Origin of the sequence: Methylobacter sp. sgz302048 (assembly GCF_052162025.1) — a bacterium.
Classification (GTDB): Bacteria; Pseudomonadota; Gammaproteobacteria; order Methylococcales; family Methylomonadaceae; genus Methylobacter.
In genome coordinates, this window is record NZ_CP197401.1 from 1,240,868 (window position 1) to 1,262,900 (window position 22,033).

Annotated in this window: 19 protein-coding genes; 12 read left to right on the top strand and 7 right to left on the bottom strand. The window is 55.5% G+C overall.

The features are described 5' to 3' along the window. Positions 1–20: 20 nt before the first annotated feature. The 3 genes from arsA to ACTNE6_RS05980 all read left to right on the top strand — a co-directional run bounded on the left by arsA (position 21) and on the right by ACTNE6_RS05980 (position 3,880). Positions 21–1,787: an arsenical pump-driving ATPase gene (gene arsA / locus ACTNE6_RS05970; protein WP_442498965.1), complete on the top strand. Its 1,767-nt coding sequence runs from the start codon at positions 21–23 to the stop codon at positions 1,785–1,787. Between the two features lie 145 nt (positions 1,788–1,932). Continuing rightward, on the top strand, positions 1,933–2,955 hold the full coding sequence (arsB, locus tag ACTNE6_RS05975; protein ID WP_442499675.1) for an ACR3 family arsenite efflux transporter: 1,023 nt from the start codon (positions 1,933–1,935) through the stop codon (positions 2,953–2,955). 109 nt (positions 2,956–3,064) lie between these two features. Further along, complete coding sequence (locus ACTNE6_RS05980) at positions 3,065–3,880, top strand: class I SAM-dependent methyltransferase (RefSeq protein WP_442498966.1); 816 nt, start codon at positions 3,065–3,067, stop codon at positions 3,878–3,880. Between the two features lie 277 nt (positions 3,881–4,157). On the opposite strand, the gene ACTNE6_RS05985 is transcribed toward ACTNE6_RS05980, so the two are convergent. Beyond that, complete coding sequence (locus tag ACTNE6_RS05985) at positions 4,158–5,993, bottom strand: ABC transporter ATP-binding protein (protein ID WP_442498967.1); 1,836 nt, start codon at positions 5,991–5,993, stop codon at positions 4,158–4,160. A gap of 316 nt (positions 5,994–6,309) precedes the next feature. Here ACTNE6_RS05985 and ACTNE6_RS05990 point away from each other — a divergent pair, with 316 nt between their 5' ends. Next, a complete protein-coding gene (locus ACTNE6_RS05990) occupies positions 6,310–6,681 on the top strand; it encodes a DDE-type integrase/transposase/recombinase (protein WP_442498968.1) in 372 nt (123 codons plus the stop codon). Between the two features lie 307 nt (positions 6,682–6,988). Here the strand turns inward: ACTNE6_RS05990 and ACTNE6_RS05995 are convergent, their stop codons facing one another. Next, complete coding sequence (locus ACTNE6_RS05995; protein ID WP_442498969.1) at positions 6,989–7,363, bottom strand: hypothetical protein; 375 nt, start codon at positions 7,361–7,363, stop codon at positions 6,989–6,991. 1,125 nt (positions 7,364–8,488) lie between these two features. Between ACTNE6_RS05995 and ACTNE6_RS06000 the strand changes: the two genes are divergently transcribed. The 3 genes from ACTNE6_RS06000 to ACTNE6_RS06010 all read left to right on the top strand — a co-directional run bounded on the left by ACTNE6_RS06000 (position 8,489) and on the right by ACTNE6_RS06010 (position 9,418). Further along, positions 8,489–8,845 carry a BON domain-containing protein gene (locus tag ACTNE6_RS06000; RefSeq protein ID WP_442498970.1) on the top strand — a complete coding sequence of 119 codons (357 nt, stop codon included), beginning with the start codon at positions 8,489–8,491 and terminating at the stop codon, positions 8,843–8,845. A gap of 206 nt (positions 8,846–9,051) precedes the next feature. Continuing rightward, complete coding sequence (locus ACTNE6_RS06005; RefSeq protein WP_442498971.1) at positions 9,052–9,303, top strand: hypothetical protein; 252 nt, start codon at positions 9,052–9,054, stop codon at positions 9,301–9,303. Continuing rightward, positions 9,284–9,418: a hypothetical protein gene (locus ACTNE6_RS06010; RefSeq protein WP_442498972.1), complete on the top strand. Its 135-nt coding sequence runs from the start codon at positions 9,284–9,286 to the stop codon at positions 9,416–9,418. The genes ACTNE6_RS06005 and ACTNE6_RS06010 overlap by 20 nt, the downstream gene beginning before the upstream one ends. Before the next feature lie 109 nt (positions 9,419–9,527). On the opposite strand, the gene ACTNE6_RS06015 is transcribed toward ACTNE6_RS06010, so the two are convergent. Then, on the bottom strand, positions 9,528–9,995 hold the full coding sequence (locus ACTNE6_RS06015) for a nuclear transport factor 2 family protein (RefSeq protein ID WP_194969127.1): 468 nt from the start codon (positions 9,993–9,995) through the stop codon (positions 9,528–9,530). Positions 9,996–10,617: 622 nt separating this feature from the next. Here ACTNE6_RS06015 and adh point away from each other — a divergent pair. Both adh and ACTNE6_RS06025 read left to right on the top strand, forming a co-directional pair. Further along, on the top strand, positions 10,618–12,138 hold the full coding sequence (gene adh / locus ACTNE6_RS06020) for an aldehyde dehydrogenase (RefSeq protein WP_442498973.1): 1,521 nt from the start codon (positions 10,618–10,620) through the stop codon (positions 12,136–12,138). Between the two features lie 9 nt (positions 12,139–12,147). After that, a complete protein-coding gene (locus tag ACTNE6_RS06025) occupies positions 12,148–12,510 on the top strand; it encodes a DUF779 domain-containing protein (RefSeq protein ID WP_442498974.1) in 363 nt (120 codons plus the stop codon). 207 nt (positions 12,511–12,717) lie between these two features. On the opposite strand, the gene ACTNE6_RS06030 is transcribed toward ACTNE6_RS06025, so the two are convergent. Further along, positions 12,718–13,290, bottom strand: a complete 573-nt coding sequence (locus tag ACTNE6_RS06030) for a hypothetical protein (RefSeq protein ID WP_442498975.1) — start codon at positions 13,288–13,290, stop codon at positions 12,718–12,720. A gap of 232 nt (positions 13,291–13,522) precedes the next feature. On the opposite strand from ACTNE6_RS06030, the gene ACTNE6_RS06035 reads away from it, so the two are divergent. Further along, complete coding sequence (locus ACTNE6_RS06035; protein WP_442498976.1) at positions 13,523–15,499, top strand: AsmA family protein; 1,977 nt, start codon at positions 13,523–13,525, stop codon at positions 15,497–15,499. A gap of 8 nt (positions 15,500–15,507) precedes the next feature. Here ACTNE6_RS06035 and ACTNE6_RS06040 read toward each other — a convergent pair whose 3' ends face one another. The 3 genes from ACTNE6_RS06040 to ACTNE6_RS06050 form a co-directional block, all read right to left on the bottom strand. Continuing rightward, positions 15,508–16,476: an alpha/beta fold hydrolase gene (locus tag ACTNE6_RS06040; protein WP_442498977.1), complete on the bottom strand. Its 969-nt coding sequence runs from the start codon at positions 16,474–16,476 to the stop codon at positions 15,508–15,510. 15 nt (positions 16,477–16,491) lie between these two features. Beyond that, on the bottom strand, positions 16,492–18,963 hold the full coding sequence (locus ACTNE6_RS06045) for an FAD-binding oxidoreductase (protein WP_442498978.1): 2,472 nt from the start codon (positions 18,961–18,963) through the stop codon (positions 16,492–16,494). Positions 18,964–19,185: 222 nt separating this feature from the next. Then, positions 19,186–19,542: a hypothetical protein gene (locus ACTNE6_RS06050; protein ID WP_442498979.1), complete on the bottom strand. Its 357-nt coding sequence runs from the start codon at positions 19,540–19,542 to the stop codon at positions 19,186–19,188. A gap of 87 nt (positions 19,543–19,629) precedes the next feature. Between ACTNE6_RS06050 and ACTNE6_RS06055 the strand changes: the two genes are divergently transcribed. Together ACTNE6_RS06055 and ACTNE6_RS06060 are read left to right on the top strand one after the other, a co-directional pair. Beyond that, positions 19,630–20,208 (top strand): SRPBCC family protein, encoded by a 579-nt coding sequence (locus ACTNE6_RS06055; protein WP_442498980.1) that lies wholly within the window; start codon positions 19,630–19,632, stop codon positions 20,206–20,208. A 540-nt stretch (positions 20,209–20,748) separates the two neighbouring features. Beyond that, positions 20,749–22,002, top strand: a complete 1,254-nt coding sequence (locus tag ACTNE6_RS06060) for a cysteine desulfurase-like protein (protein WP_442498981.1) — start codon at positions 20,749–20,751, stop codon at positions 22,000–22,002. Positions 22,003–22,033: the final 31 nt, after the last annotated feature.

A 22,033-nucleotide genomic window follows, 5' to 3' on the forward strand; every position in this document is an offset into this window, starting at 1 on the left:
AACAACTTGAAGGTATCGCCATGGCTGCACTGAAATTTCTCGACCAACCGCCGCGCTTCCTGTTTTTCACCGGCAAGGGCGGCGTCGGCAAGACCTCGATTGCCTGTGCCACGGCGATACAGCTGGCGGATGCCGGCCGGCGCGTGCTGCTGGTCAGCACTGACCCTGCTTCCAATGTCGGCCAGGTGTTCGGCGTCAATATCGGCAATCGGATCACCGCGATTGCCGCAGTGCCCAATCTGGCCGCCCTGGAGATCGATCCGCAAGCCGCCGCCCAGGCTTACAGAGACCGCATTGTCGATCCGGTACGCGGCATTTTGCCGGATGGGGTGGTGAAAGGCATTGAGGAGCAACTGTCCGGCGCCTGCACGACCGAGATTGCGGCCTTTGATGAATTCACCGCCTTGCTGATCGAGTCGGACCTGACGGCCGGCTATGATCACATCATTTTCGACACGGCTCCGACTGGCCATACCATTCGCCTGCTGCAACTGCCCGGCGCCTGGAGCGGCTTTCTGGAGGCCGGCAAGGGCGATGCCTCCTGTCTGGGGCCTCTGGCCGGCCTTGAAAAGCAGCGGGCGCAATACAAGGCGGCCGTGGAAGCACTGGCCGATGCGGCTCGTACCCGGCTGATACTGGTGGCCCGTGCCCAACAGGCGACCCTGCGCGAAGTGGCCCGCACGCATGAAGAACTGGCGGCGATTGGCCTATCGCAGCAATACTTGGTGATCAACGGCATCCTGCCGTCTGCCGAAGCCGACAGAGATCCGTTAGCCGCTGCCATTCATGAAAGAGAGAGCGCCGCGCTGGCTGAGATGCCGGACGCCTTGAGAGCCCTGCCGCGCGATGAAGTCATGCTCAAACCATTCAATCTGGTCGGTATAGACCCCCTGCGCCAGCTGCTGGAGGACACACCCGAGCTAGAAGAAGTCCAGGTGGGTATCTCCGCCGGACTGGAAAAGCCTCGCCTTGCCGAACTGGTCGAGGCCATGGCTCAAGACGGCCATGGCCTTGTGATGCTGATGGGCAAAGGCGGCGTCGGCAAAACCACGCTGGCTGCTGCGGTCGCTGTGGAGCTGGCCCGTCGCGGCTTGCCGGTGCACCTGACCACTTCGGACCCGGCCGCGCATTTGAGCGAAACGCTGAACGGCACGTTGGACAACCTGACGGTCAGCCGGATTGATCCGCACGAGGAAACCGAACGCTACCGCCAGCATGTTTTGCAGACCAAGGGCGCCAAGCTCGATGCGCAGGGCCTTGCCATGCTCGAAGAAGACCTGCGCTCCCCGTGCACCGAAGAGATTGCCGTGTTTCAGGCCTTTTCGCGCATCATCCGCGAGGCGGGCAAGCAATTCGTGGTCATGGATACGGCCCCGACCGGTCATACCCTGCTGTTGCTGGATGCGACCGGCGCCTATCACCGTGAGATCAGCCGGCAGATGGGGGCCTCGGGAATGCACTACACCACGCCGTTGATGCGCTTGCAGGACCAGAAACTGACCAAAGTACTGATCGTCACGCTGGCGGAAACCACGCCGATACTGGAAGCGGCCAATCTGCAAGAGGACCTGCGCCGGGCCGGCATCGAGCCGTGGGCCTGGGTGATCAATAACAGCCTAGCCGCGGCGACGGTCACATCACCCCTGCTGCGCCAGCGGGCGGCCAACGAGTGGCGGGAAATCGATGCCGTGACCAAACACTACGTCCGGCGTTATGCCGTGGTTCCATTGCTTCAACAAGAGCCTGTGGGCGTCAGCCGCCTGCTGGCATTGGCCGGCGGCAACTAGAACCCGGCAGCTTGTCAAACGGCTATCGCTCTGCTCATATCAACGAAGGAGTACTTTCATGAACACACAAGAGATCCCTAGCTCAAGACGATCCGGTAATCGTCCTAGCAGCCCACCCCATGCGGCTCCCAAGCGCTTGGGATTCATGGCCCGGTTTCTGACGCTGTGGATTTTCATGGCCATGGCGGCCGGCGTGGCTGTAGGCAATTTCGTCCCCGAGGTCACGACCTGGTTGACCCGCTTTCAGGTCGGAACAACCTCCATGCCGATCGCCATCGGCCTCATCCTGATGATGTATCCGCCGCTGGCCAAGGTCCGTTATGAGGAACTGCCCTTGGTCTTCAAAGACCTGAAGGTGCTGTCACTTTCGCTGATCCAGAACTGGGTGATCGGCCCCCTGCTGATGTTCGTGCTGGCGATCATTTTCCTGCGGGACTATCCCAGCTATATGGTGGGACTGATCATCATCGGCCTGGCCCGCTGCATTGCCATGGTGCTGGTCTGGAACGATCTGGCTGAGGGCGATACGGAATATTGCGCCGGTCTGGTGGCCTTCAACTCCATTTTCCAGATGCTGTTCTTTTCCGTCTATGCCTATCTTTTCGTGACCCTGCTGCCCGACTGGCTGGGCATCGCGTCCGGGCTGGAAGTGAAAATCACCATGCTGGAGGTGGCCGAAAGCGTGCTCATTTATTTGGGCATTCCCTTCTTCGGCGGCATGCTGACCCGGTTTATCCTGGTGGGGCAAAAAGGCCGGGCGTGGTATGAGGAAAAGTTTATCCCGAAAATCAGCCCGATTACCTTGATTGCCTTGTTGTTCACGATTCTGGTCATGTTTTCCCTGAAAGGCGAATACATCGTGCAGTTGCCGCTGGATGTGCTGCGCATCGCCGTTCCGCTGGTGATCTATTTCATCATCATGTTTCTGGTCACGTTTTATATGTCCGCCAAGGCCGGCGCCGGTTATCGCATCAGCGCCACGCTGTCGTTCACGGCGGCCAGCAATAACTTCGAGCTGGCGATCGCCGTGGCGGTGGCGGTGTTCGGGCTGCAGTCGGGCGAAGCCTTCGCGGCGGTGATAGGGCCGCTGGTGGAAGTGCCGGTGCTGATCGGGCTGGTCAACGTGGCCCTTTACTTCAGGAAAAAGTACTTCATGCCTGTCCGGTAATGACCGTACAGACAGGCTACGGGGAAACCGCAGGCCCGGGATAGGGTAAACTTATCCCTAAGCGCTACCTCAATAATTACACCATCGACTATTTAACAGCGAGACAGCCATGAATGACCTTGAAGCCGCCAAAGCCAAAGCGGCCATGACCTACAACGCAGCAGCCGACTATTTTGACCACCCGGTCAGTTCCTTCTGGCACGGCTTTGGCCGGCAGACGATTGAACGTATCGGTTTGTGTCCGGGAGAGCAGGTGCTGGATGTCTGCTCAGGCAGCGGCGGCTCCGCACTGCCTGCGGCCGAGCTGGTTGGACCCGGCGGCCAGGTGGTGGCGTCTGATCTTGCTGAGCGTTTGATTGCTCTGGCTGAGGCTAAGGCGCAAGCCAGAGGCCTGGAAAACATCGAGTTCAGGGTTGCCGATATGCTGGATCTGGGCTATCCGGATGCCAGTTTCGATGCGGTCGTGTGCGTGTTCGGCATCTTCTTCGTGCCGGATATGGCGGCGGCGGTCAAAGAGTTATGGCGCATGGTGAAGCCCGGCGGCCGTCTGGCCATCACGACCTGGGGGCCCGACCTGTTCGAGCCGGCCAACAGCGCCTTTTGGGACGCCATTGCCGATGTGCGCCCGGACCTGCAGCGAAGCTTCAATCCCTGGGAGCGCATTTCAGAGCCGTCCGGACTGCGCGAAATGCTCGCCGAAGCCGGCGTATGTACTGATAACATTGTGGCAGAAACCGGCACGCATCCGTTGAATACGCCGGAGGATTGGTGGCTGATTGCCATGGGCAGCGGCTATCGAGGCACGCTGGCGCAACTCGATGTGGAAGCTTTAACTTATGTGCACGAAAAAAATCTGGCACATCTGGATGCACATCAGGTGAAGGCTATAGCCACTAACGTCATTTACGCAGTGGCTACCAAGTAAGAGGTCTTACAGGTCTGGCTTTGTCGATTACAAAGGCTCTGAAGCCGAGAATTTTGAGTGCATTTAATCCGAGCGCATATTCATGAAATGCAAGTCCATACGGATAAATGCTGCAGCGGTTTGCCAGTGATTGGCAGCGGACTGTCATGGGCTGAAACGGCCAGGGTGAAACAGGCTTAAGCCGCACGCGGGATATTCCGGTTGTCAGCTAATGACGGGCGGCGGCGATCCCGCCACCCGTCATTATCAGGCTGTAAACGCGGACTCTCTCACCATGCTACTCGGTGTCGAAATCCGGCGAGCAGACATTGTCGGATGCCTGCTTTTTCCGTTTCGGGCGCGCGCTTGGCTCGGTATCGAAGCCTTCCGCTTGCAGGCGCCAAAGTGTCTCGAACACGCCGCCGCCCTGGCGCAGCTCATGAGGAGACCCGCTTTCGACGATGTGCCCTTGATGCAGCACGATGATGCGGTCGAAGCCGGACAGCGTCGACAGCCGGTGCGCCACGGCCAGTACCGTGCGGCCGTGCATCAGCTCGCTCAGGGCGGCCTGGATCTCCGCCTCGGAATGGGTATCAAGCGCCGAAGTGGCCTCGTCGAGAATCAGGATCGGCGCATCCTTCAGGAACGCCCGTGCGATCCCCAAGCGCTGGCGCTGGCCTCCGGAGAGCATCACACCGCGCTCGCCGACCACGGTCTGGTAGCCGTGCGGCAGCTCGCGGATGAACTCATCACAGAAGGCGTGCCGCGCCGCTTCATAGACTTCTTCATCGCTCGCATCGGGACGGCCATAGCGGATGTTCTCGAGGATGCTGCGGTTAAACAGCGCAGTCTCCTGCGGCACCACGGCGATTTGCTCGCGCAGACTGTCCTGGCTGACGCTACGGATATCCTGTCCATCGATCAGAACACGCCCGCCCTGCACATCGTCAAGACGCTGGACCAGGCTGATCAGGGTGGACTTGCCGGCACCGGATGAGCCGACGATGCCAATCTTTTGTCCGGCCGGGATATGCAGGTTGAAGTCTTTAAACACCTCGCGACGGCCCTGATAGACGAAGCGGATATTCTCAAAGTCGATGCTGCCTTGGGTCAGGACCAGCTGAGGCTCGGGATCGTCCAGATCATGAGGCGGGCTAATGATACGCAGGGTATCGGCGATCGCGCCGATCTTCTGCGTGCTGTCCACCAGTGCCAAAGCCAGATCCCGCGAGCCATGCAGGATGCGAAACGTCAGCGTGCTGACCATGACTACATCGCCGGTCGTAACGGCGCCAGCCAGCCACAGATTGATGGCCCACACCAACATACCGCCGGCCATCAGCGACAGGCAGACATCATGGATCACCCGGGTCAGCTCCACATGCATCCAGCTGCGCTGATGGGCGCGCGCTTCTTCGCCAAAAAGCTGAGCCAGGCGTTCGCTTTCACGGTTGCGCGCCGAAAAGGCTTTGATGGTCCAGACGTTGGATACGGCATCCACCACTTCACCACCGACCTTTGAGACCTGAGTGGCAAAGTGCTGGTGTTTGGTTCGGCCACGGATGCCGAGACCCGTGATCAACGCGGAAACCGCGATCGCGAAGCCGACCAGCGTCAACGCCATGCGTTGATCCACGCTCAACAGCACCACCATCGCGCCGAAGAAATCGACGACAGGCGGCATAATCCGCCAGATCAGCCCGCCATAGATCGATTCGACCGCACCAGAGACCGCGGTGATTCGGTTACCCAGCGAACCGGTCGGCAGCTGCTGGAAGTAGCGCATCGAGTGGCCGGTCAGATATTTGAACAAGTCAATGCGCATGTCTACGCAGCTGGCCAGTATCGTACGGGAGCCGAGCCAGCCGCTAAGGCGCAAAAGGGTGTTCTCGATGACGATCAGGCTGATTAATAGCCCCAAGGCGAACCAGACAGTGGTATGGGTTCGGACGCCGCTGGACATGGCATCGACCAGCAGCTTCATGCCGTACTGTACGGCAATCGCGCTGCTTGCAGCGCCGAAAATGATGACCATCAGGCCGCCGAAATGCCAGGGCCGCGCGCTGATATAGTGCCAGAGAAAGGCCAGCGGCTTGCTGGGCAGCAGTTTAACTTTCGAATGAGGATTTTGCATAAGGAGACAACAAACTTCTTTGCGAGGATTTTAAAAATGACAAAGCCGTACTGCTGTAGCTTCAGCTTGTCGGCCAAATTGGCGCGATCGTCTTGCCAGTCATGAGGCACAAGGCTGAAATGCTGATTAAAAGGATACAGTCGGCATCATTAGAATACCTCAGCTAGATTAACGTACGCTTAGCTCATAGTGATGGGATTGATGCCAGAAGAGCCGGTTCTGTCGCGTTAGCAGAGGGAGCATTGATTCCGGTAGGCTATGCGCTCGATCAACACCGCTTAAACTATCTGTATGATCGACTTCAAAGGCCACCGATTTGAAAAAGCGTCATTGTTTTTTCAAGAAAGCCATCCATCGGCACGGTCTACCGGACAAGGTCACAATCGACCAGAGCGGAGCCAATGCCGCGGCTATCGGGACGTACCAGGAGGAGACCGGTCACGCGGTCGAGATACGCCAGAGCAAATACCCGAACAATTGCATCGAACAAGACCATCGGGCCATCAAACGCATTATTCGACCGATGCCCGGATTCAAATCCTTTCGTTCGGCCAGCATCATTCTGCAAGGCATCGAGCTGATGCACACGATTAAGTATGCTTGGGCGCAAAAAAAAGCCTCTGTCGAAGAGGCCGAAAGACATCAATGTCTAGTGTTTGGCTTGAGGAGTTCACCCTTGGCTAACTAGAAGGATTTCATGATTAAAATCTGTGGGGGCGACTTTAGTCGCCTCCTGGGGCGAAAATAGGCGACTAAAGCCGCCCCACAGGCTTGCGTAAGTCCTGTTTATGAAAGCGCAGCTGGATGTTTAACCGGATCACGGCAGTTTACGAACCATAGAGAATACCGTCCTGATAGGTATTGGGCGTGATTGAATAAATCGATCAGAATTGCTGTCCTTCAGAACCTGGTATCTTTATTGACATGCTCACTGCCAAGAGCAGGGTTTGTGCTCAGTTATTGGGCATCCGGGCTATTCTTCTCTGCGTGTCGGATCACCCGCCGGGCCTATTGCCCATGTTGACATCCGGCTTGTCGGCGCTTCCCTCGCTGCCTGAAGTTGTACCGGTGCTTTCCTGGCTACCGCCCGGTTTGTTGCCTTCCGGACTACCTCCAGGCCTGTTACCCATGTTCACTTTCGGCAGGTCCTTCTTGCCGCTACCTTGGCCTTCAATACGAAACGCTCTTCCCCATTTGCCAGGCTCTCCTTCGCTGCCTTTGGACTGCGTAGGCTCACCGCTCGCTCCTTGCTGTTCTCCTGCCTGCAGAGGATTGCCCATGTAGATCAGGCTGGCTCCGAAGACCAACGGCAGCCAGAACTTTTTTGTAGAAAATCCAACTGTATTCGATACTTTTTCTATAGCTTTCATGATCGATTCCTCTACTGAGACTGGTTTAGTTTTTTAAGGTGATTTAAAAGCACTTCTTCAGTTGTTGGGGCTTTATTAGCCCTCCTACTGAGATTTGAATGGGTAGGCATTCTGCAAAATGCCATGATTTAATTAAAGATTAACTATAAGGTTTGTTGAAGTCAGTGCGCTTCCACACATTGATCGAGTCACTTTGAGGCGGAGGACTTCATGCGGCTCTATATTCCTATCACCAATAGCAGGTTCGCCATTGTTAAAAAATGGCGCAATTTCTCTAAGACTCATGCTAAATGTCAGTAACCTGACATTATTAGAAAACTGAAAACAGGTTCGAAGGTCTCGGGAGAGGTTCAATTTCCTGCTCATGGTCGATGACCTAATACGTTATTAATCCTAGTATTACAGTTGTCGATTATTTTTCTCCCGTCGTCGGTAATGACAGGCACGGGCCACGGCTTGATGCCGTCTTCGCCGCAACGACCAACTCATGATGTGCATGATTCTTGATGGACGCCGCTACAACAGCTTGCACTAGGTGATGGTACGTAAAAGGCGGGCTGAAAGTCTATCGAGAAATTCGCCTTGTCTATCACAAAAAATATTTTATGTATGGTATCGCACCGATGCGCAATCACTGGCCGGGTTAAATTATTGGTTAGGTTTTGACCTAAAGTACATGGCGAAGCCTGGTTTTCTATAACAAGCCGCGTGCCCATCAGGCCACGTTTGTCTTTCTAATGTTGGAGAATCCCGACCATGCCTACTGCTCAGCGTCAGCCAACTTCATGCTAAGCAATTCCATTTCTACCTTTGCACCTGTGAAGTCTGTGTTGAAATCTGCGAGGCCTGCACCAGTATCGGGAACATGAGTGCCTGTGCATCTGCCTGCCGTGAATGCTCCGACAGTTGCAAGCAAATGGCAAACATGGCGATGCGCTGATGTTTAAGGGGGACGGCAGGGGGAGGGAATCGGCAGGTGATATTCATTGATTAGGATGGGCGTCTTGCCTTTATTGATTCCGAAGTAAAAAGGTGGCTAGAGCTATCCGCTATGACGGGCAAGCAAGCCTAAATAACGAGACGAGCCGGCCGTTATCATTTAATTATTCATCTGGAGAATTCATTATGAAATCAATCAACTATCGCTCAGCATTTCTTTACGCTCTGATACTAACATCAATGCCCGGTTACGGGACTGCGATAGCGGGCGAAAGGATGGAGCTGGCAGCCGGAGGCGGCCAAGCCACCGGTGAATATGTGGATGACGCCATGATTACGACCAAGGTAAAAGCCGCCATAGTCAATACCCCCAAACTCAGCGTCTTCGGCATCGATGTGGAAACACGCGACGGTGTAGTGCAATTAAGTGGCTCCGTAGACTCTGAAGAGGATATCACTACAGCGACTGAGGTTGCCCAGCGAGTCGAAGGCGTTAAATCCGTAAAAAATAACCTGCAACTTAAAAACCCAGTGTCGAAATAGGCTCAGAGGAACGGGTGCAAAATCTGGAGAGGGGATAGAGCGCCCGAGTTAAAGTGATAGCTTGGTAAAGCGGCCCAAGTTTCCAGTTAATTTCAGATGATGGCCCGTTTTAGAACACATCCTGACTAGGATCAGAGCGTGCTGCAGCTCATCAAAATTGACTGGCTGGGCCTTCTGCCCAGCCTGAGAAACTTTGCGACAGCGACATGTATATTTCGGCTGGCAATGTATTGGTTAATCCGCATGTCGGCCTGTTGTTCGTCGATTTTCAGAGACAGGCCCGTCTTCGCCTGAACGGCAACGCTTTCATCCAGGAAGATGATCCCTTGCTCAAGCACTGGCCGGAAGCCGAACTGGTGCTGCGGGTCAAAGTGCGTGAAATATTCCCGAACTGTCCGCGTTATATCCACAAAGGAATTGATCGAGGAATCGGCTTTTGTGCCCAAGGCCCAGTGTGAAACGCCCGTGCCGGCCTGGAAGCGTCTGGAGGCTGTGGCTGATGTGTTGCCGCCCCGTGATGCGCGTTTGGCAGGGCAAGAACAGGATGCCGCAGCCGCATTGAACAGAAACTGAGAAGCCGCTGACAGAGGGCGGCAGTTTCAGATGATTGCGCCATCTTCGGCCCGAGCGGTAAAAAATCCGTTAGAGATGGCCCAGTGATGATATCCCCGCCAGCCTGTTTTTACAGGCCCAGATCGCTCAGCCCCGGATGATCATCGGGACGTCTGCCCAGCGGCCAGAAGAACTTGCGCTCGGACTCCTTGATGGGCAGATCGTTAATGCTGGCGTAGCGGCGCATCATGAAGCCGTGCTCGTTGAATTCCCAGTTTTCATTGCCGTAGCTGCGGAACCACTGCCCGGAGTCATCATGCCATTCGTAGGCAAAACGCACGGCGATGCGGTTGCCGGTGCAAGCCCATAATTCTTTGATCAACCGGTAATCCAGTTCCCTGGCCCATTTGCGCGACAGGAACTGGTGAATTTCCTCATGCCCGACCGGAAATTCGGCGCGATTGCGCCAATGGGAGTCTTCCGTGTAGACAAGTACTACACGATCTGGATCGCGGGTGTTCCACGCATCCTCAGCCATGCGTACCTTTTGGGCGGCGGTTTCAGGCGTAAAAGGGGGAAGCGGCGGTTTGTTTTCCATATCGGGTCTCCGGTAGCAGTTAGCGATAGATGTAGACAGATCTGTATACTATCAAGAATGTAAGCATAGCCTGAATATTTCACCACGAACGACTGCATGGGCAGATATTTGCTCCTCGGCAACTGCTCCTGCGTTGCTCTATCTCCTGCATCCTTGCAGTCGTCGGCAACAGCTCCTGCTTTGCTCTACTACACGCCATCCATGGCGTTATGCAATATCTGCATTCACTACATCCGTGTGGTTTATGCAGGAGGTAGAGCACCAACAGTAGACGCTTTAGGCGATGCAGGAGCAGCGTAGCGGTGTGCCGAGGATACGCAGTACACGAAGGCATTTCAATGCAAATGCTGGCAACTATTTCCGGATGAATTCATAAAGTGACGGGAAGAAAATGACAGCACCTTGCTTTTCTTAGCGTTCTCTGTAGTTTCATGAAATATCCGGGATAGAAATTAGGCAAAGTTGTATAACCGAATCTTCGATGATATTGTAAGGCAGCAGTTTTTGACTCCCTTCACAATGACATCCGGATTACCAGATTCGACTTATTCATGGTGATGACGGCGGCGCTTTATTGACGGCATTGTAGATGGGGCACATCTATCTACATTCGGAGAACCGCATGCGTTACATTGATCCCAATCAGGCCGACAGCAAAGTCCATTTCAAATCCCGCTACGACAACTACATCGGCGGCGCCTGGGTAGCGCCCGTCAACGGACTTTATTTCGAGAACCCAAGCCCGATTAACGGAAAGACGTTCTGCGAGGTTGCCCGCTCATCGGCTGAGGATATCGAAAAGGCCCTGGATGCCGCCCATGCCGCGAGAGACGCCTGGGGCCGCACGGCTCCCGCAGACCGCTCAAACATCCTGCTGAAAATCGCCGACCGCATGGAAGCCAACCTGGAAATGCTGGCTGTGGCGGAGACCTGGGACAACGGCAAGCCGGTCCGCGAAACCCTGGCCGCAGACATCCCGCTGGCGGTCGACCATTTTCGCTATTTCGCCTCCTGCATCCGCGCCCAGGAAGGTGCGTTGAGCGAAATAGACCATGACACCATTGCCTACCATTTCCACGAGCCTCTGGGCGTGGTCGGGCAGATCATCCCGTGGAACTTCCCCATCCTGATGGCCGCCTGGAAACTTGCGCCGGCGCTGGCTGCGGGCAATTGCGTCGTGCTTAAGCCGGCTGAGCAGACACCCGCCAGCATCATGGTGCTGATGGAGCTGATCGGCGATTTGCTGCCGCCCGGCGTGTTGAATGTGGTGAACGGTTTCGGCGTGGAAGCCGGCAAGCCTTTGGCCAAAAATAAGCGCATCGCCAAGATTGCCTTCACCGGCGAGACCACGACCGGCCGCCTGATCATGCAGTATGCATCGGAAAACCTTATTCCGGTAACGCTGGAGCTGGGCGGCAAATCGCCCAACATCTTCTTCGAGGACGTGCTGGCCCACGATGACGATTTCGCCGATAAGGCGCTGGAAGGTTTCGCGATGTTCGCGCTCAATCAGGGCGAGGTCTGCACCTGTCCGTCCCGGGCACTGATACAGGCATCGATCTATGACGACTTTATGGCGCGGGCCGTCGCGCGCCTGCAGCATATTCGGCGCGGCCATCCTCTGGATACCGATACCATGGTCGGCGCCCAGGCTTCCAATGACCAGCTGGAAAAAATCCTCGCCTACATCGACATCGGCCAGCAGGAGGGCGCCAAACTGCTCGCCGGAGGCAAGCGCTGCGAACTGGAAGGCGAGCTGGCCGGCGGCTATTATGTCGAGCCGACCATCTTCGCCGGCAACAACCGGATGCGGATTTTCCAGGAAGAAATCTTCGGCCCTGTCGTTTCGGTGACCTCGTTCAAGGACCTGGCCGAAGCGCTGGTAATCGCCAACGAAACCTTGTACGGCCTCGGCGCAGGCGTCTGGAGCCGGGATATCAACACTGCCTATCACATGGGGCGCGGCATCCAGGCTGGACGAGTATGGACCAATTGTTATCACCTTTATCCGGCCCATGCGACTTTCGGCGGTTACAAGCAGTCGGGCATCGGGCGGGAGAACCACAAAATGATGCTCGAGCATTACCAGCACACCAAGAACCTGCTGGTGAGCTATAGTCCGAAAGCGCTGGGATTTTTCTGAGGTTAACCGATGAGCGTGACCCGCGTTTCCTGCACCCCGGCCGCCGCCGAACTGATCGACAAACTTAAGCGCCTGCACGGCTGCGAACTATTGTTCCACCAGTCGGGCGGCTGCTGCGACGGCAGCGCGCCCATGTGTTATCCGCAGGACGAATTCCAGGTCGGCGATTCTGACGTGAAGCTGGGCGAGATTGAAGGCTGTCCTTTCTACATGGGCGCCGATCAATTCGAGTACTGGCGGCATACCCAGCTGATCATCGACGTGGTACCCGGCAGGGGCAGCGGTTTCTCGCTGGAAGCCCCCGAAGGCGTGCGGTTTATCACCCGATCGAGATTGCTGACCGGGGAAGAAGAAGCGGATCTTGATTGCTAACATGATCCGCGGAACATTTCAAATGCGAGTGTAGGTGCGAATTCATTCGCACTGACCTGCTGCTTTATAACGCTTCAGGTCGAATACCCTAAAGGGCACAAGTGAATTCGATCCTACAGCGGCGTAATATCAGAGTGGGCGGTTTCTGCGGAGGCTTCAATTATACGGCGCAATACTTTATCGGCACTGCGCCGTATAGGGCCGAGCCTAGACTTTATCCACCACTGTCACGCAAAGATTGGTCGGTTTTTTATTGGTGTCCAGTATCGGTTTCAGCGTGAATGAGACGACCGATTCCACGCCTGCATCGCCCAGATCGCTGGCGGGCACTTTTTCGACAGAGATCTTATTGTCTTCGGTTTTCCATTTGTAATCAGCGTCGAAAGCCGTGTTCTTGCCGGAATTTTCCAGGTCTACTTCAAAATTGGCACCGGAACAGGCGCCGGTCGGTTTTTTCAGATCCAGAACATGGGCATGAAATCCGGAAGGCATGGCTTCATGGGAACTGTCATCGATAGGCAGGTGAGTGACCAGCACCAGCACGTTGTTGCCGCCGTCGGTCAATACCGCATAGCCGAAGGCGCCGGATTTACCGTCAGTGGGAATGTCCTGATTGGTTTTGATTTCTACTTCCAGCGTTTTCTTGTCGGCTTTGCCTTCCCATTCCACTTCCACTTCCTTGAGCGTCAGATAGTCGGCCGCCTGGGCCAGAACCATGCCGCTGGTCAGTGTCAGGCCAATAGCCGATGCAAGTAACGATTTTTTGCTAATGAATTTCATAGTCGGTCTCCATCAAAAAAAGTATTGATTCGATACTATTTATACATTGCATTGATGAGATAAAGCAAGTTCGGATTTCATTCGTTACATATGATTCGTGCCTTATTAAAGCCATGTAGTTCCGTAATCCATGAACTCTGATGATTTCATTGAGTCTTTAAAGTCTAATCCGTGCATAAAAATCGGGTATCTCAAGCTTCAGGTTAAGCCTTGGATCAGAGAGGGTATTTCTATGCAGCATATCTTGAAATGGGTCGGAATCATTTTGCTCGTGCTGATTGTGGCTGTCGCGCTGTTCCTGGCTTTCTTCGACTGGAACAAGCTGCGCGGTCCGATTTCATCACAGATCAGCAGTAAGCTGGACCGGCGCTTTGAGATCAAGGGCGATCTTGATGTCGATATGGCCTGGACACCCCATATTACAACCTGGACACCACGCATTACGGTCAACGAAATGGAATTGGCCAATACAAATTGGGGCAGCAAGCCGGAAATGCTGACACTGGACCGCCTCCAATTCAGCGTCAGGCTGTGGGACTTGTTGAAAGGCGATGTCGTGCTGCCGGAAATTCATCTATCCAAGCTAAATGCCCAGTTGGAAAAGAGCGCCAAAGGCAAAGGCAACTGGGAGTTTAAAACCGACAAGAAGGACAAAACCGACCGCACCGAGATTCCCAAAATTGACCAGCTGACGCTCAAGGACAGCAAGCTTGTCTATCGCGATCCAACTACGGACACAGAACTGAATTTGACCGCTTCGGCCGCCGGGGCGGCGAAAGAGCAGGGCGTCAACTTGCAGGGCAAGGGGCGTTTCCAGGGCGAGCGCTTCACGTTGAAGGTACAAGGCGGCTCCCTGCTGGAGTTATGGGAAAAGACCAAACCTTATCCCGTCGATCTGAAAATGGCTGCCGGCGATACCTGGGTGGCGGTCGAAGGTACGTTCGCCGATCCGGTACAATTGCAGGAGCCCAAGCTGACACTTGACCTGCGGGGCGACAGCCTTGCCAAGCTGGCGCCTTTTATCGGCGTGCCTCTGGCCGAGACGCCGCCTTATAAATTCAGCGGCCATGTGACGCGCTCCGGCGAGCGCTGGGTCATACACGATCTGAAAGGAAACATGGGCAGCAGCGATATGGCCGGCGATGTTGAATACAGCTCGCCTGAAGATCGCCCTTTTCTGAAGGCCGACATCAAGTCCAAGCGGCTCGACTTCAAGGATCTTGTCGGTTTCATAGGCGCTGACCCGACGCCGGAAGAAGGCAAGAAGAATCCACGCATTTTCCCCGATAAACCCTACAATCCGAAAGCCATGCGTTCCGCCGATGCGGATGTGAATTTCTATAGCGACAACATCATCACGCCCAATCTGCCGGTTGACGAATTTAAGACGCATCTGAAAATGGACCACGGCATGTTAACGGTGGACCCTTTGAATTTTCGCATCGATATCGGCCAGATTGCCTCCACCATCCAGCTCGATGCGAGCAAGGACCTTATCGCCACGAAGGCCGACGTCAATATCCGAAAGGTGCCGCTCAAACGCCTGTTGGCCGATACGCAATTTAAAGAAGAAAGCGACGGCATGTTCTTCGGCCAGATCAACCTGGATACGACCGGCAACTCGGTGGCCGATATGCTCGGCCACGGAAACGGCGATGTTCTGCTGCTGATGGAGCAAGGTCGCGTCAGCAGGCTATTGGTAGAATTGCTTGGTCTTGATGTGGCGAAGTCGCTGGGCCTGTTGCTGACCAATGATAAAAGCACCCGCGTACGCTGCATCATCGGCAGCTTCAATGTTAATCAAGGCATCATGAAGACTTCGCCGTTTGTGATTGATACTGCCGATGCGAATATCACTATCGCAGGCCAGGTCGATCTGGGCAAAGAGACCGCCGACTTGCAAATCAATGCCCATCCCAAAGATGTTAGTTTAAGCGCAAATGCGCCATTGAATGTCAAAGGGTCGCTCAAATCGCCGTCAGTGAAGCCGGATACAACCGTTCTGGCTGCCAAGGGCGCGGCTTCGGTCGCTTTAGGCGCGCTGCTGACGCCGGCTGCTGCTATTATTCCATGGATCGATTTGGGATTAGGCAAAGACAGCGCCTGCCATGCCATGATTGACGAGGCTAAAGCGGAGAGCGCCGAGACAGCACGGAAAATACAGCAAAGCAGGCCCGGCAAAGCGCCGCTGAAAGGGAAAGGCAAATAGGACGTCTGTTAGCTCGCCAAGCGGGGGCTATGGCGTCGATAAAATTCGCGCAGATGTCTGACGACTTCATCGGGTCTGTCCAGCGGCAGGAAATGCCCGCCGCGCTCGATTGTCGCCATCTCGGTCTCCGGCACAAGCCGGCGATCCTGTTCCCGCTCATCGGGTCTTGCCCAGTCCTGGCTGCCCCAGAGCAAGAGCGCCGGAACCCTGATGCGGGCATAATCATTGGTCGCTGTCTGCCAGCTTCCGGCGTTTCGAAGCAGGTTGATGAACGCCCGGTAATGGCCTTTCCGGTTGCCCGTCAAATACATCTCTTTCAGCAGTTGCGGCGGGATGCTGTGCGGATCGGACACGCCGCCTTCGAGTATGTTCTTCATGATAAAAAAATTCCGAAGGCGCATTACCGTTTCGCCGAGGACGGGCATGCCGGCCGCCATTACCACCAGCCGGGCCAATAATGAGCTGCGCGCCATGCCCCGGCCCTGCACATAGTCATAAGGATTGATCGCTACGACGCGGGCAACGCGCGGATTGTGGCGGGCGGCGACGATCAATGGAATGGCTCCGCCGATGGATACGCCGGCGAGTGTGACGCCGTTTAAATGAAGCGCTTCGAGGAAGCCTTCAACCGCATCGGCAAAAAACGCGGCGTCGTATTTCGCATCGGGAATATCCGAATAGCCATGTCCCGGCAGGTCGGGCGCATAGACGGTAAAATCCCCGGCCAGCTCCGGCACGATCTTCTCGAAGAGGTCGAGCTGAGTTCTCAGCGTATGCAGAAGAACCAGAACGGGGCCTTGGCCTGTCTTGATGTAGCGAAGCCGGATGCCATTTACTTCAACATATTGGATCGGGATATCAGGTGCCCATCGCAATTGCGCCGGAGGGGAGGGGCTGCGGCGCAACGCCTCGGCAGCCAGGGAAAGCGCCGGCAAGCCCAGGCCTGCGGCTATGAGTATGGAAAGCACATTGCTCATGATCAATCACCCCCATCAGGCATCGATTTCCACATTGGATTCGGCTTCGGCCTGGCAGGCCAGAATGTAGCCGTCCGTTTTTTCGCTTTCCGTCAGCGAATCCTCGACCGCCATGCGCACCTTGCCGGACAGCAGTTTTACGCGGCACAGGCCGCAGGTGCCGGAGCGGCACGCGCTGTCGATGTAGACGTCCGCCTCGTCCGCCGTATCGAGGATCGTGGCGCCTTTCAGGGCCGTAGCGCTGACGCCGGAGCGCTGGAATTGTACGCGCCCGGCCACCGTTCCCGTACGGGCGCCGGCGGCGGTCGGGTCGCGCTTGATGGTTCCAAAGGCTTCCGTTTTGATCTGGGCCTTCGGTACGCCAAGCGCTTTCAGCGCGGCCTTCACGGTCTCCATCATCGGCGGCGGGCCGCAGAGATGGAACCGCTGAGCGGCGGGATTGGGAATGGTGCGTTCCAGAAACGCCTTGTCGATGCGGCCGATCGGCCCGGACCAAGGGGCATCGCCCGGATTGCTCAGCGTGACCGTGACCTTCAGGTTCGGGTTGCGGGACTGGAGCGATTCGATTTCCTCCCGGAACAGATAGTCGCCGAGCCCGCGAAAGCTCAGCAGCATGTGTATGTTTCCCGGCCATTGGCTGTCGGTCAGGTAGCGGGCCACGCTCATCAATGGCGTCATGCCGACGCCTCCGCCGATCAGGACGATGGACGACGCGTTGTCGCCCGTGAAGACAAAGGTGCCGTTCGGCGCCAGCAGGTTAAGGGAATCGCCCGGCTTGAGCTCATCGTGCAGCCAGCCGGAAACGAGTCCGTGTTCTTCGCGTTTGACGGTGAGCTCGATGCGGTCCCTCCAGGTCGGCGTCGAGGCGATGGTGTACGAGCGCCGGGTGGGAATGCCGCGGGGCTGGATGTCCAGCGTCAGAAACTGTCCGGGCAGATACTGGAACGGAATCTCGTCCCCGGCCGGGTTGACCAGCCGGAAGGTCTTGACCTGGTGCGCGACATCGATGATCTCGGCGACAGTCAACGCGCCGTACCATTTGATTTTGCCGGTGGCGGCATCGTTCTGCCGGTAAAAGACAGGCTCACGCTGCAGCGTGGATGTTTGCGGCACGATTTCCGCTGGCTGGTGCCGAACACCGGCGCCCGGAAAGCATTTGCCGAAAGCGATAAGCAGCCTGGGTGAACCTTTTATGCGGATTTTTCCGCTGGCAAATGCCCAGGCCAGGTTGCGCTCCTTGGCCAGGAAGCCGAGCCAGGCGCGTGTATCCGCCTTCACGTGCAGATCCGCGGAACCAGCCAGACCTTCCTGTATGTGGAGCGTACGGTCCCGAATGATGATTGTCGCTTCGTGATTTTCCTTGCCGGTGAAACTGAAATGGTAAGTGGCATTCAAGCCCCGCGATTGATTGGGCTGGAAAATCAGGGGCATGGTGGCCAGCAGTCCAGGGATGGTGCGTGGGCGAAGCGCATTGCCGACGTGCTTGACGGTTTTGTTTGGCCATTTCTTGCGGGCGAACGTATCGGCGTCGGAGCCTTTGATGACATAAACGGGTTCCGGTTTGTCCTGCAGCGGCTTGACGACATCCTGCAGGTGGGCCTTGCGATCGGCAAGATAAGGGCCGATTACCTCTTCTCCGGCCGGACAGACCGCCATGCAATAGGCGGATTTGTAATTGGCGCGATGCGAGAGGCTTTGCCACATGGCGGCGTTTTCTGGTCCGCTGATGCGCCTGCGGTAGTCCATCGCATCCTTGCTGTCCGCCACTTGCTCGACCCAATCGGTGAACCCGCCCATGAACTCCCGGTAGTTGTGTGTGAAGCAGGCCGAGAAGTTGAATCCGCCGTCTGGCGCAATGGCGCCTACCGGGCAAGTCGCCACGCAGAGCCTGCATTCCAGACAGGGGTTATAATCGAGCGGCGCATCGTGCGCCGTGGCCTCGGCATCGATCAATACGGTTCCGAGCAGGATAAAATTGCCGAATCGGGGATGGATGACGTTGCGATGGATGCCCATATGGCCCAGCCCCGCCGCGACGGCAACCGGCTTGTGCGATACCACCCAGGCGCCGCCGTGGGGAAACTGGTACATTTCCATCGGGAAGCCCATCGCGGGATTAACCGCCCGGATGCCGGATTCCTCCAGACGCAGGACGATGCGGCGGCTCACTTCATCCACCAGATCGCCGGTGTTATGGAACTCGAGATTCGCGACGGAGCGCGCGGGACTGCGCACCGGTTCGCGCGACATGCGGACCACGAAGCTGAGCAATGTCTTGGTCCAGGGATAGTGCTTCAGAATCTCGTTGCGCTGCGGGTCCAGCGCCGGCAGGTCGAGGTCTATCAGGCCGGCATCGTTCGCACCGCAATTCATAGCCAGCTGCCGCAGCCAATCGGCCTGCAGCCTGGGCCTGACTTTCTCGATGTCATCTTCACCGGTTTTCCGGGCGCGCAACTGCTTGACGGTAGGATGTTCATTCAGATCCATAGCGATGTCCTCTTTGCAGCAGGGAGGCTGCCGCAGAGGCGGCAGTCGGCTTAGGTCATGGCATTGTATTGTCGAGCGTAGATCAGTGACCCGATAACTGCGGAAATGTTCAGTCGGTTAATCGTCATCGCCTTCAACGCATTGCTGCGGCAGGGATCAATTTCGCGGCAAGCTTTGATTCTCGGAAATATTTGAAATGATCCCATCGCCACCTCTCAGATTTTAATGTGGGAATTGAATCTTCGATTGATCCGCCGGATTTGGCCTTTGAACCTTGCCCGATGCCGGGAATCGAAGATAGCGTCGTGTTGTAATACGACCGGTCAGTTTCTGTATTTTTTCTAGTGACCGTAGCTGGAAACCGCGGCTGCTTGCATGGGGAGGTTTGCTATGCTTCCTGAAGAGCATTTTTTTCAGGCATGTTTTTATGATGGGCTTTGGTTTTCTTGTGATCCATTCCTCACGATTGATTTCGAACGCTGATGCATCCGATGCTCGGCCGTCTTGCAACCGCCGGGGCTCGGTGATTACGTCATGCCGCTTCCCAAACTTCACATCATGTAGCAATGGGAAAGTCATACCATTGCCTTCCTCGACAAGCGGCATTTCGACGCGATCTGTGCTTTCTGGAGTAGGCGGAAAATGAGGTTTTCGGCTTTTTCAGTAATGCGCAAAATTTGTCCTGCCCGGATATCGGCCTGGCTGTTGCTGGCCGCATTCGGCCTTCCTTTGGCATCCCAAAGCGCAGAGGTACTGGACAGTTCGGTCAAACAGCAGCACGGGCGGTATATGATGCACACGGAAACCGTTGTTCAAGCGCCTGTTTCGAAAGTCCGCGCTCTGCTCATGGATTATGAAAACTTTCTTCGACTTAATCCGGATATCAAGCGGGTAGAATTTATGAAACGCCTTGATGATGGCGGGACACGAATGGAGGTCAGTTTGGGCTTTTGCATTTCAGCCGTCTGCCTGCATTTTGACTGGGTTCAGGATGTCCGGCTTCTGCCCGGCGGAGATATTGCTGCGACCATCGTGCCGAACCGGGGCGATTTCCGGAAGGGAAACAGCCGCTGGCGCCTGCTTGCCAACGGCGGCGGCACCCGGGTGATCTTCGATGCCGATCTGACGCCGAACCAATGGTTTCCGCCGTTAATCGGTTCCTGGATGATGAAACAGAAACTTTACGAGGAAGCGTCAGAGATCGCCCACGGGCTGGAGCGGATGGCAATATCGAACTGTTGCTGATCAATATGCAAAAACTTATCAGGGAACCGTTGAAATCAGCCGTGAAAATTTATCGTGCCGGTATTTCAATCGAAGCTGTTCTGAAACTAATGAGTGTAAAGTTCAGTTGATAAGTCAGACTGTCTTCCGTCAAGGCTCTATGAAACTTAACTTTATGGTAAGCAGTGTTGTGCAAAGAGTGGGCGTGACACATCACAGCATCAACTTGAAAGCTCTCGTCAGGACCATTTTCTATTTCTCTGACTGTCAATATCAATTAGAACGTAACCAGTCAGCCATCAGCAGAAAGAGAATAGCGACTCACCAACAACAATTGATTTTTCAATAAGATTGGCTTGCGCCGATTTTAGTCGTACTTCAGGCGTTTTCGAGAATTTTAACTGTATCGAATCAGGCTGACTAAAATTAAACTTATATTTCTAATAGGCGGTTGATAGGCGGATCAACCAGGAATGAGCTTTTTGCTGTAAAGCTATAAACAAAAATGTCTGTCATCTTGTCAAAGGGTTGAGATTCAACTTATAGATACAGGAGTTCCATATGCTGCCCTTTGACCCGGTTTGGGTGCGTTCCCGGTTTCCGGCGCTTTCTCAAGAGATCGATGGACGTATTCCCATTTTTTTCGATGGCCCCGGCGGTTCTCAGGTACCTGGCTCTGTGATTGATGCTATGTCCCGCTGCCTTATAACGGCCAATGCTAACGCCCACGGGGCTTTTGCGACGAGTCGCCGAACGGACGAATGGATTGCTTCGGCACGGGCAGCGGTCGCCGATCTCCTCGGGTGTGACTCTGACGAGGTGGTTTTCGGGGCTAATATGACCACGCTCACCTTCGCATTCAGTCGAGCCATCGGTCGCGAGCTGCGCCGGGGCGATGAGATTGTGGTTACCCGGCTCGACCATTACGCCAATGTCTCTCCCTGGCGGGCGCTGGAAGAAGAGACCGGTACGATTGTCCGCGTCGTGGATTTCCGTACCGAAGACTGTACGCTCGATATGGAAGATCTGAAGCGCCAGATTACTGAAAAAACGCGTATTGTGGCAATAGCGTATGCGAGCAATGCCGTAGGCACAATCAATGATGTAGCGGCTGTGGTACGTCTGGCCCGTGCAGTCGGCGCGTGGGTCTTTGTGGATGCAGTCCATTATAGTCCCCATGGCCCCATCGATGTGCGTGCACTCGACTGCGATTTTCTTGCCTGTTCCGCTTACAAATTCTACGGACCGCATGTCGGCATCCTGTACGGCAAACGAAAACATCTCGCTCAGCTTCGTCCGTATAAGGTACAGCCCGCTCCTGAAGAAGTGCCGTCGCGCTGGGAGACGGGGACGCTGAATCACGAGGGCTTGGCGGGGCTAGTGGCGACCATTGATTGCCTGGCCGAATTGGGGCGATACGTCTCGCCATCCGCCGCAAATCGCCGCGAAGCGTTGGTCGCGGCTTTGGAAGCGAGCCGACGGTATGAGAGGGAATTATGTGAGCAGTTGATTACTGGGCTGCTAAAGATACCTGGGCTGATTCTATACGGTATTGCCGATCCTGCGCGTTTCGATTGGCGTACGCCTACGGTCGCGATTCGGCTAGTCGGGAAATCGCCATATACTGTCGCCAAGGAATTAGGCGATTGCGGTATTTATACCTGGCATGGAAACTTTTATGCGTTGGGCATCGCCGAAAAATTGAAGGTCGAGACTGAAGGCGGCTTTCTGCGCATCGGACTGTTGGCCTACAACACTCGGGAAGAGATTGAACAATTATTGCAGGCATTAGAGAAAATTGCCGCTTCAGAATAGAGAACCCGAAGCGGCGTTATTTTTTGATTGC

What these genes read in the sequence shown, in the direction of transcription:
- arsA (WP_442498965.1), top strand. Translation starts at nt 21, where the DNA reads ATGGCTGCACTGAAATTTCTCGACCAACCGCCGCGCTTCCTGTTTTTC.
- arsB (WP_442499675.1), top strand. Translation starts at nt 1,933, where the DNA reads ATGGCCCGGTTTCTGACGCTGTGGATTTTCATGGCCATGGCGGCCGGC.
- ACTNE6_RS05980 (WP_442498966.1), top strand. Translation starts at nt 3,065, where the DNA reads ATGAATGACCTTGAAGCCGCCAAAGCCAAAGCGGCCATGACCTACAAC.
- ACTNE6_RS05985 (WP_442498967.1), bottom strand. Translation starts at nt 5,993, where the DNA reads ATGCAAAATCCTCATTCGAAAGTTAAACTGCTGCCCAGCAAGCCGCTG.
- ACTNE6_RS05995 (WP_442498969.1), bottom strand. Translation starts at nt 7,363, where the DNA reads ATGAAAGCTATAGAAAAAGTATCGAATACAGTTGGATTTTCTACAAAA.
- ACTNE6_RS06000 (WP_442498970.1), top strand. Translation starts at nt 8,489, where the DNA reads ATGAAATCAATCAACTATCGCTCAGCATTTCTTTACGCTCTGATACTA.
- ACTNE6_RS06005 (WP_442498971.1), top strand. Translation starts at nt 9,052, where the DNA reads ATGTATATTTCGGCTGGCAATGTATTGGTTAATCCGCATGTCGGCCTG.
- ACTNE6_RS06015 (WP_194969127.1), bottom strand. Translation starts at nt 9,995, where the DNA reads ATGGAAAACAAACCGCCGCTTCCCCCTTTTACGCCTGAAACCGCCGCC.
- adh (WP_442498973.1), top strand. Translation starts at nt 10,618, where the DNA reads ATGCGTTACATTGATCCCAATCAGGCCGACAGCAAAGTCCATTTCAAA.
- ACTNE6_RS06025 (WP_442498974.1), top strand. Translation starts at nt 12,148, where the DNA reads ATGAGCGTGACCCGCGTTTCCTGCACCCCGGCCGCCGCCGAACTGATC.
- ACTNE6_RS06030 (WP_442498975.1), bottom strand. Translation starts at nt 13,290, where the DNA reads ATGAAATTCATTAGCAAAAAATCGTTACTTGCATCGGCTATTGGCCTG.
- ACTNE6_RS06035 (WP_442498976.1), top strand. Translation starts at nt 13,523, where the DNA reads ATGCAGCATATCTTGAAATGGGTCGGAATCATTTTGCTCGTGCTGATT.
- ACTNE6_RS06040 (WP_442498977.1), bottom strand. Translation starts at nt 16,476, where the DNA reads ATGAGCAATGTGCTTTCCATACTCATAGCCGCAGGCCTGGGCTTGCCG.
- ACTNE6_RS06045 (WP_442498978.1), bottom strand. Translation starts at nt 18,963, where the DNA reads ATGGATCTGAATGAACATCCTACCGTCAAGCAGTTGCGCGCCCGGAAA.
- ACTNE6_RS06050 (WP_442498979.1), bottom strand. Translation starts at nt 19,542, where the DNA reads ATGACTTTCCCATTGCTACATGATGTGAAGTTTGGGAAGCGGCATGAC.
- ACTNE6_RS06055 (WP_442498980.1), top strand. Translation starts at nt 19,630, where the DNA reads ATGCGCAAAATTTGTCCTGCCCGGATATCGGCCTGGCTGTTGCTGGCC.
- ACTNE6_RS06060 (WP_442498981.1), top strand. Translation starts at nt 20,749, where the DNA reads ATGCTGCCCTTTGACCCGGTTTGGGTGCGTTCCCGGTTTCCGGCGCTT.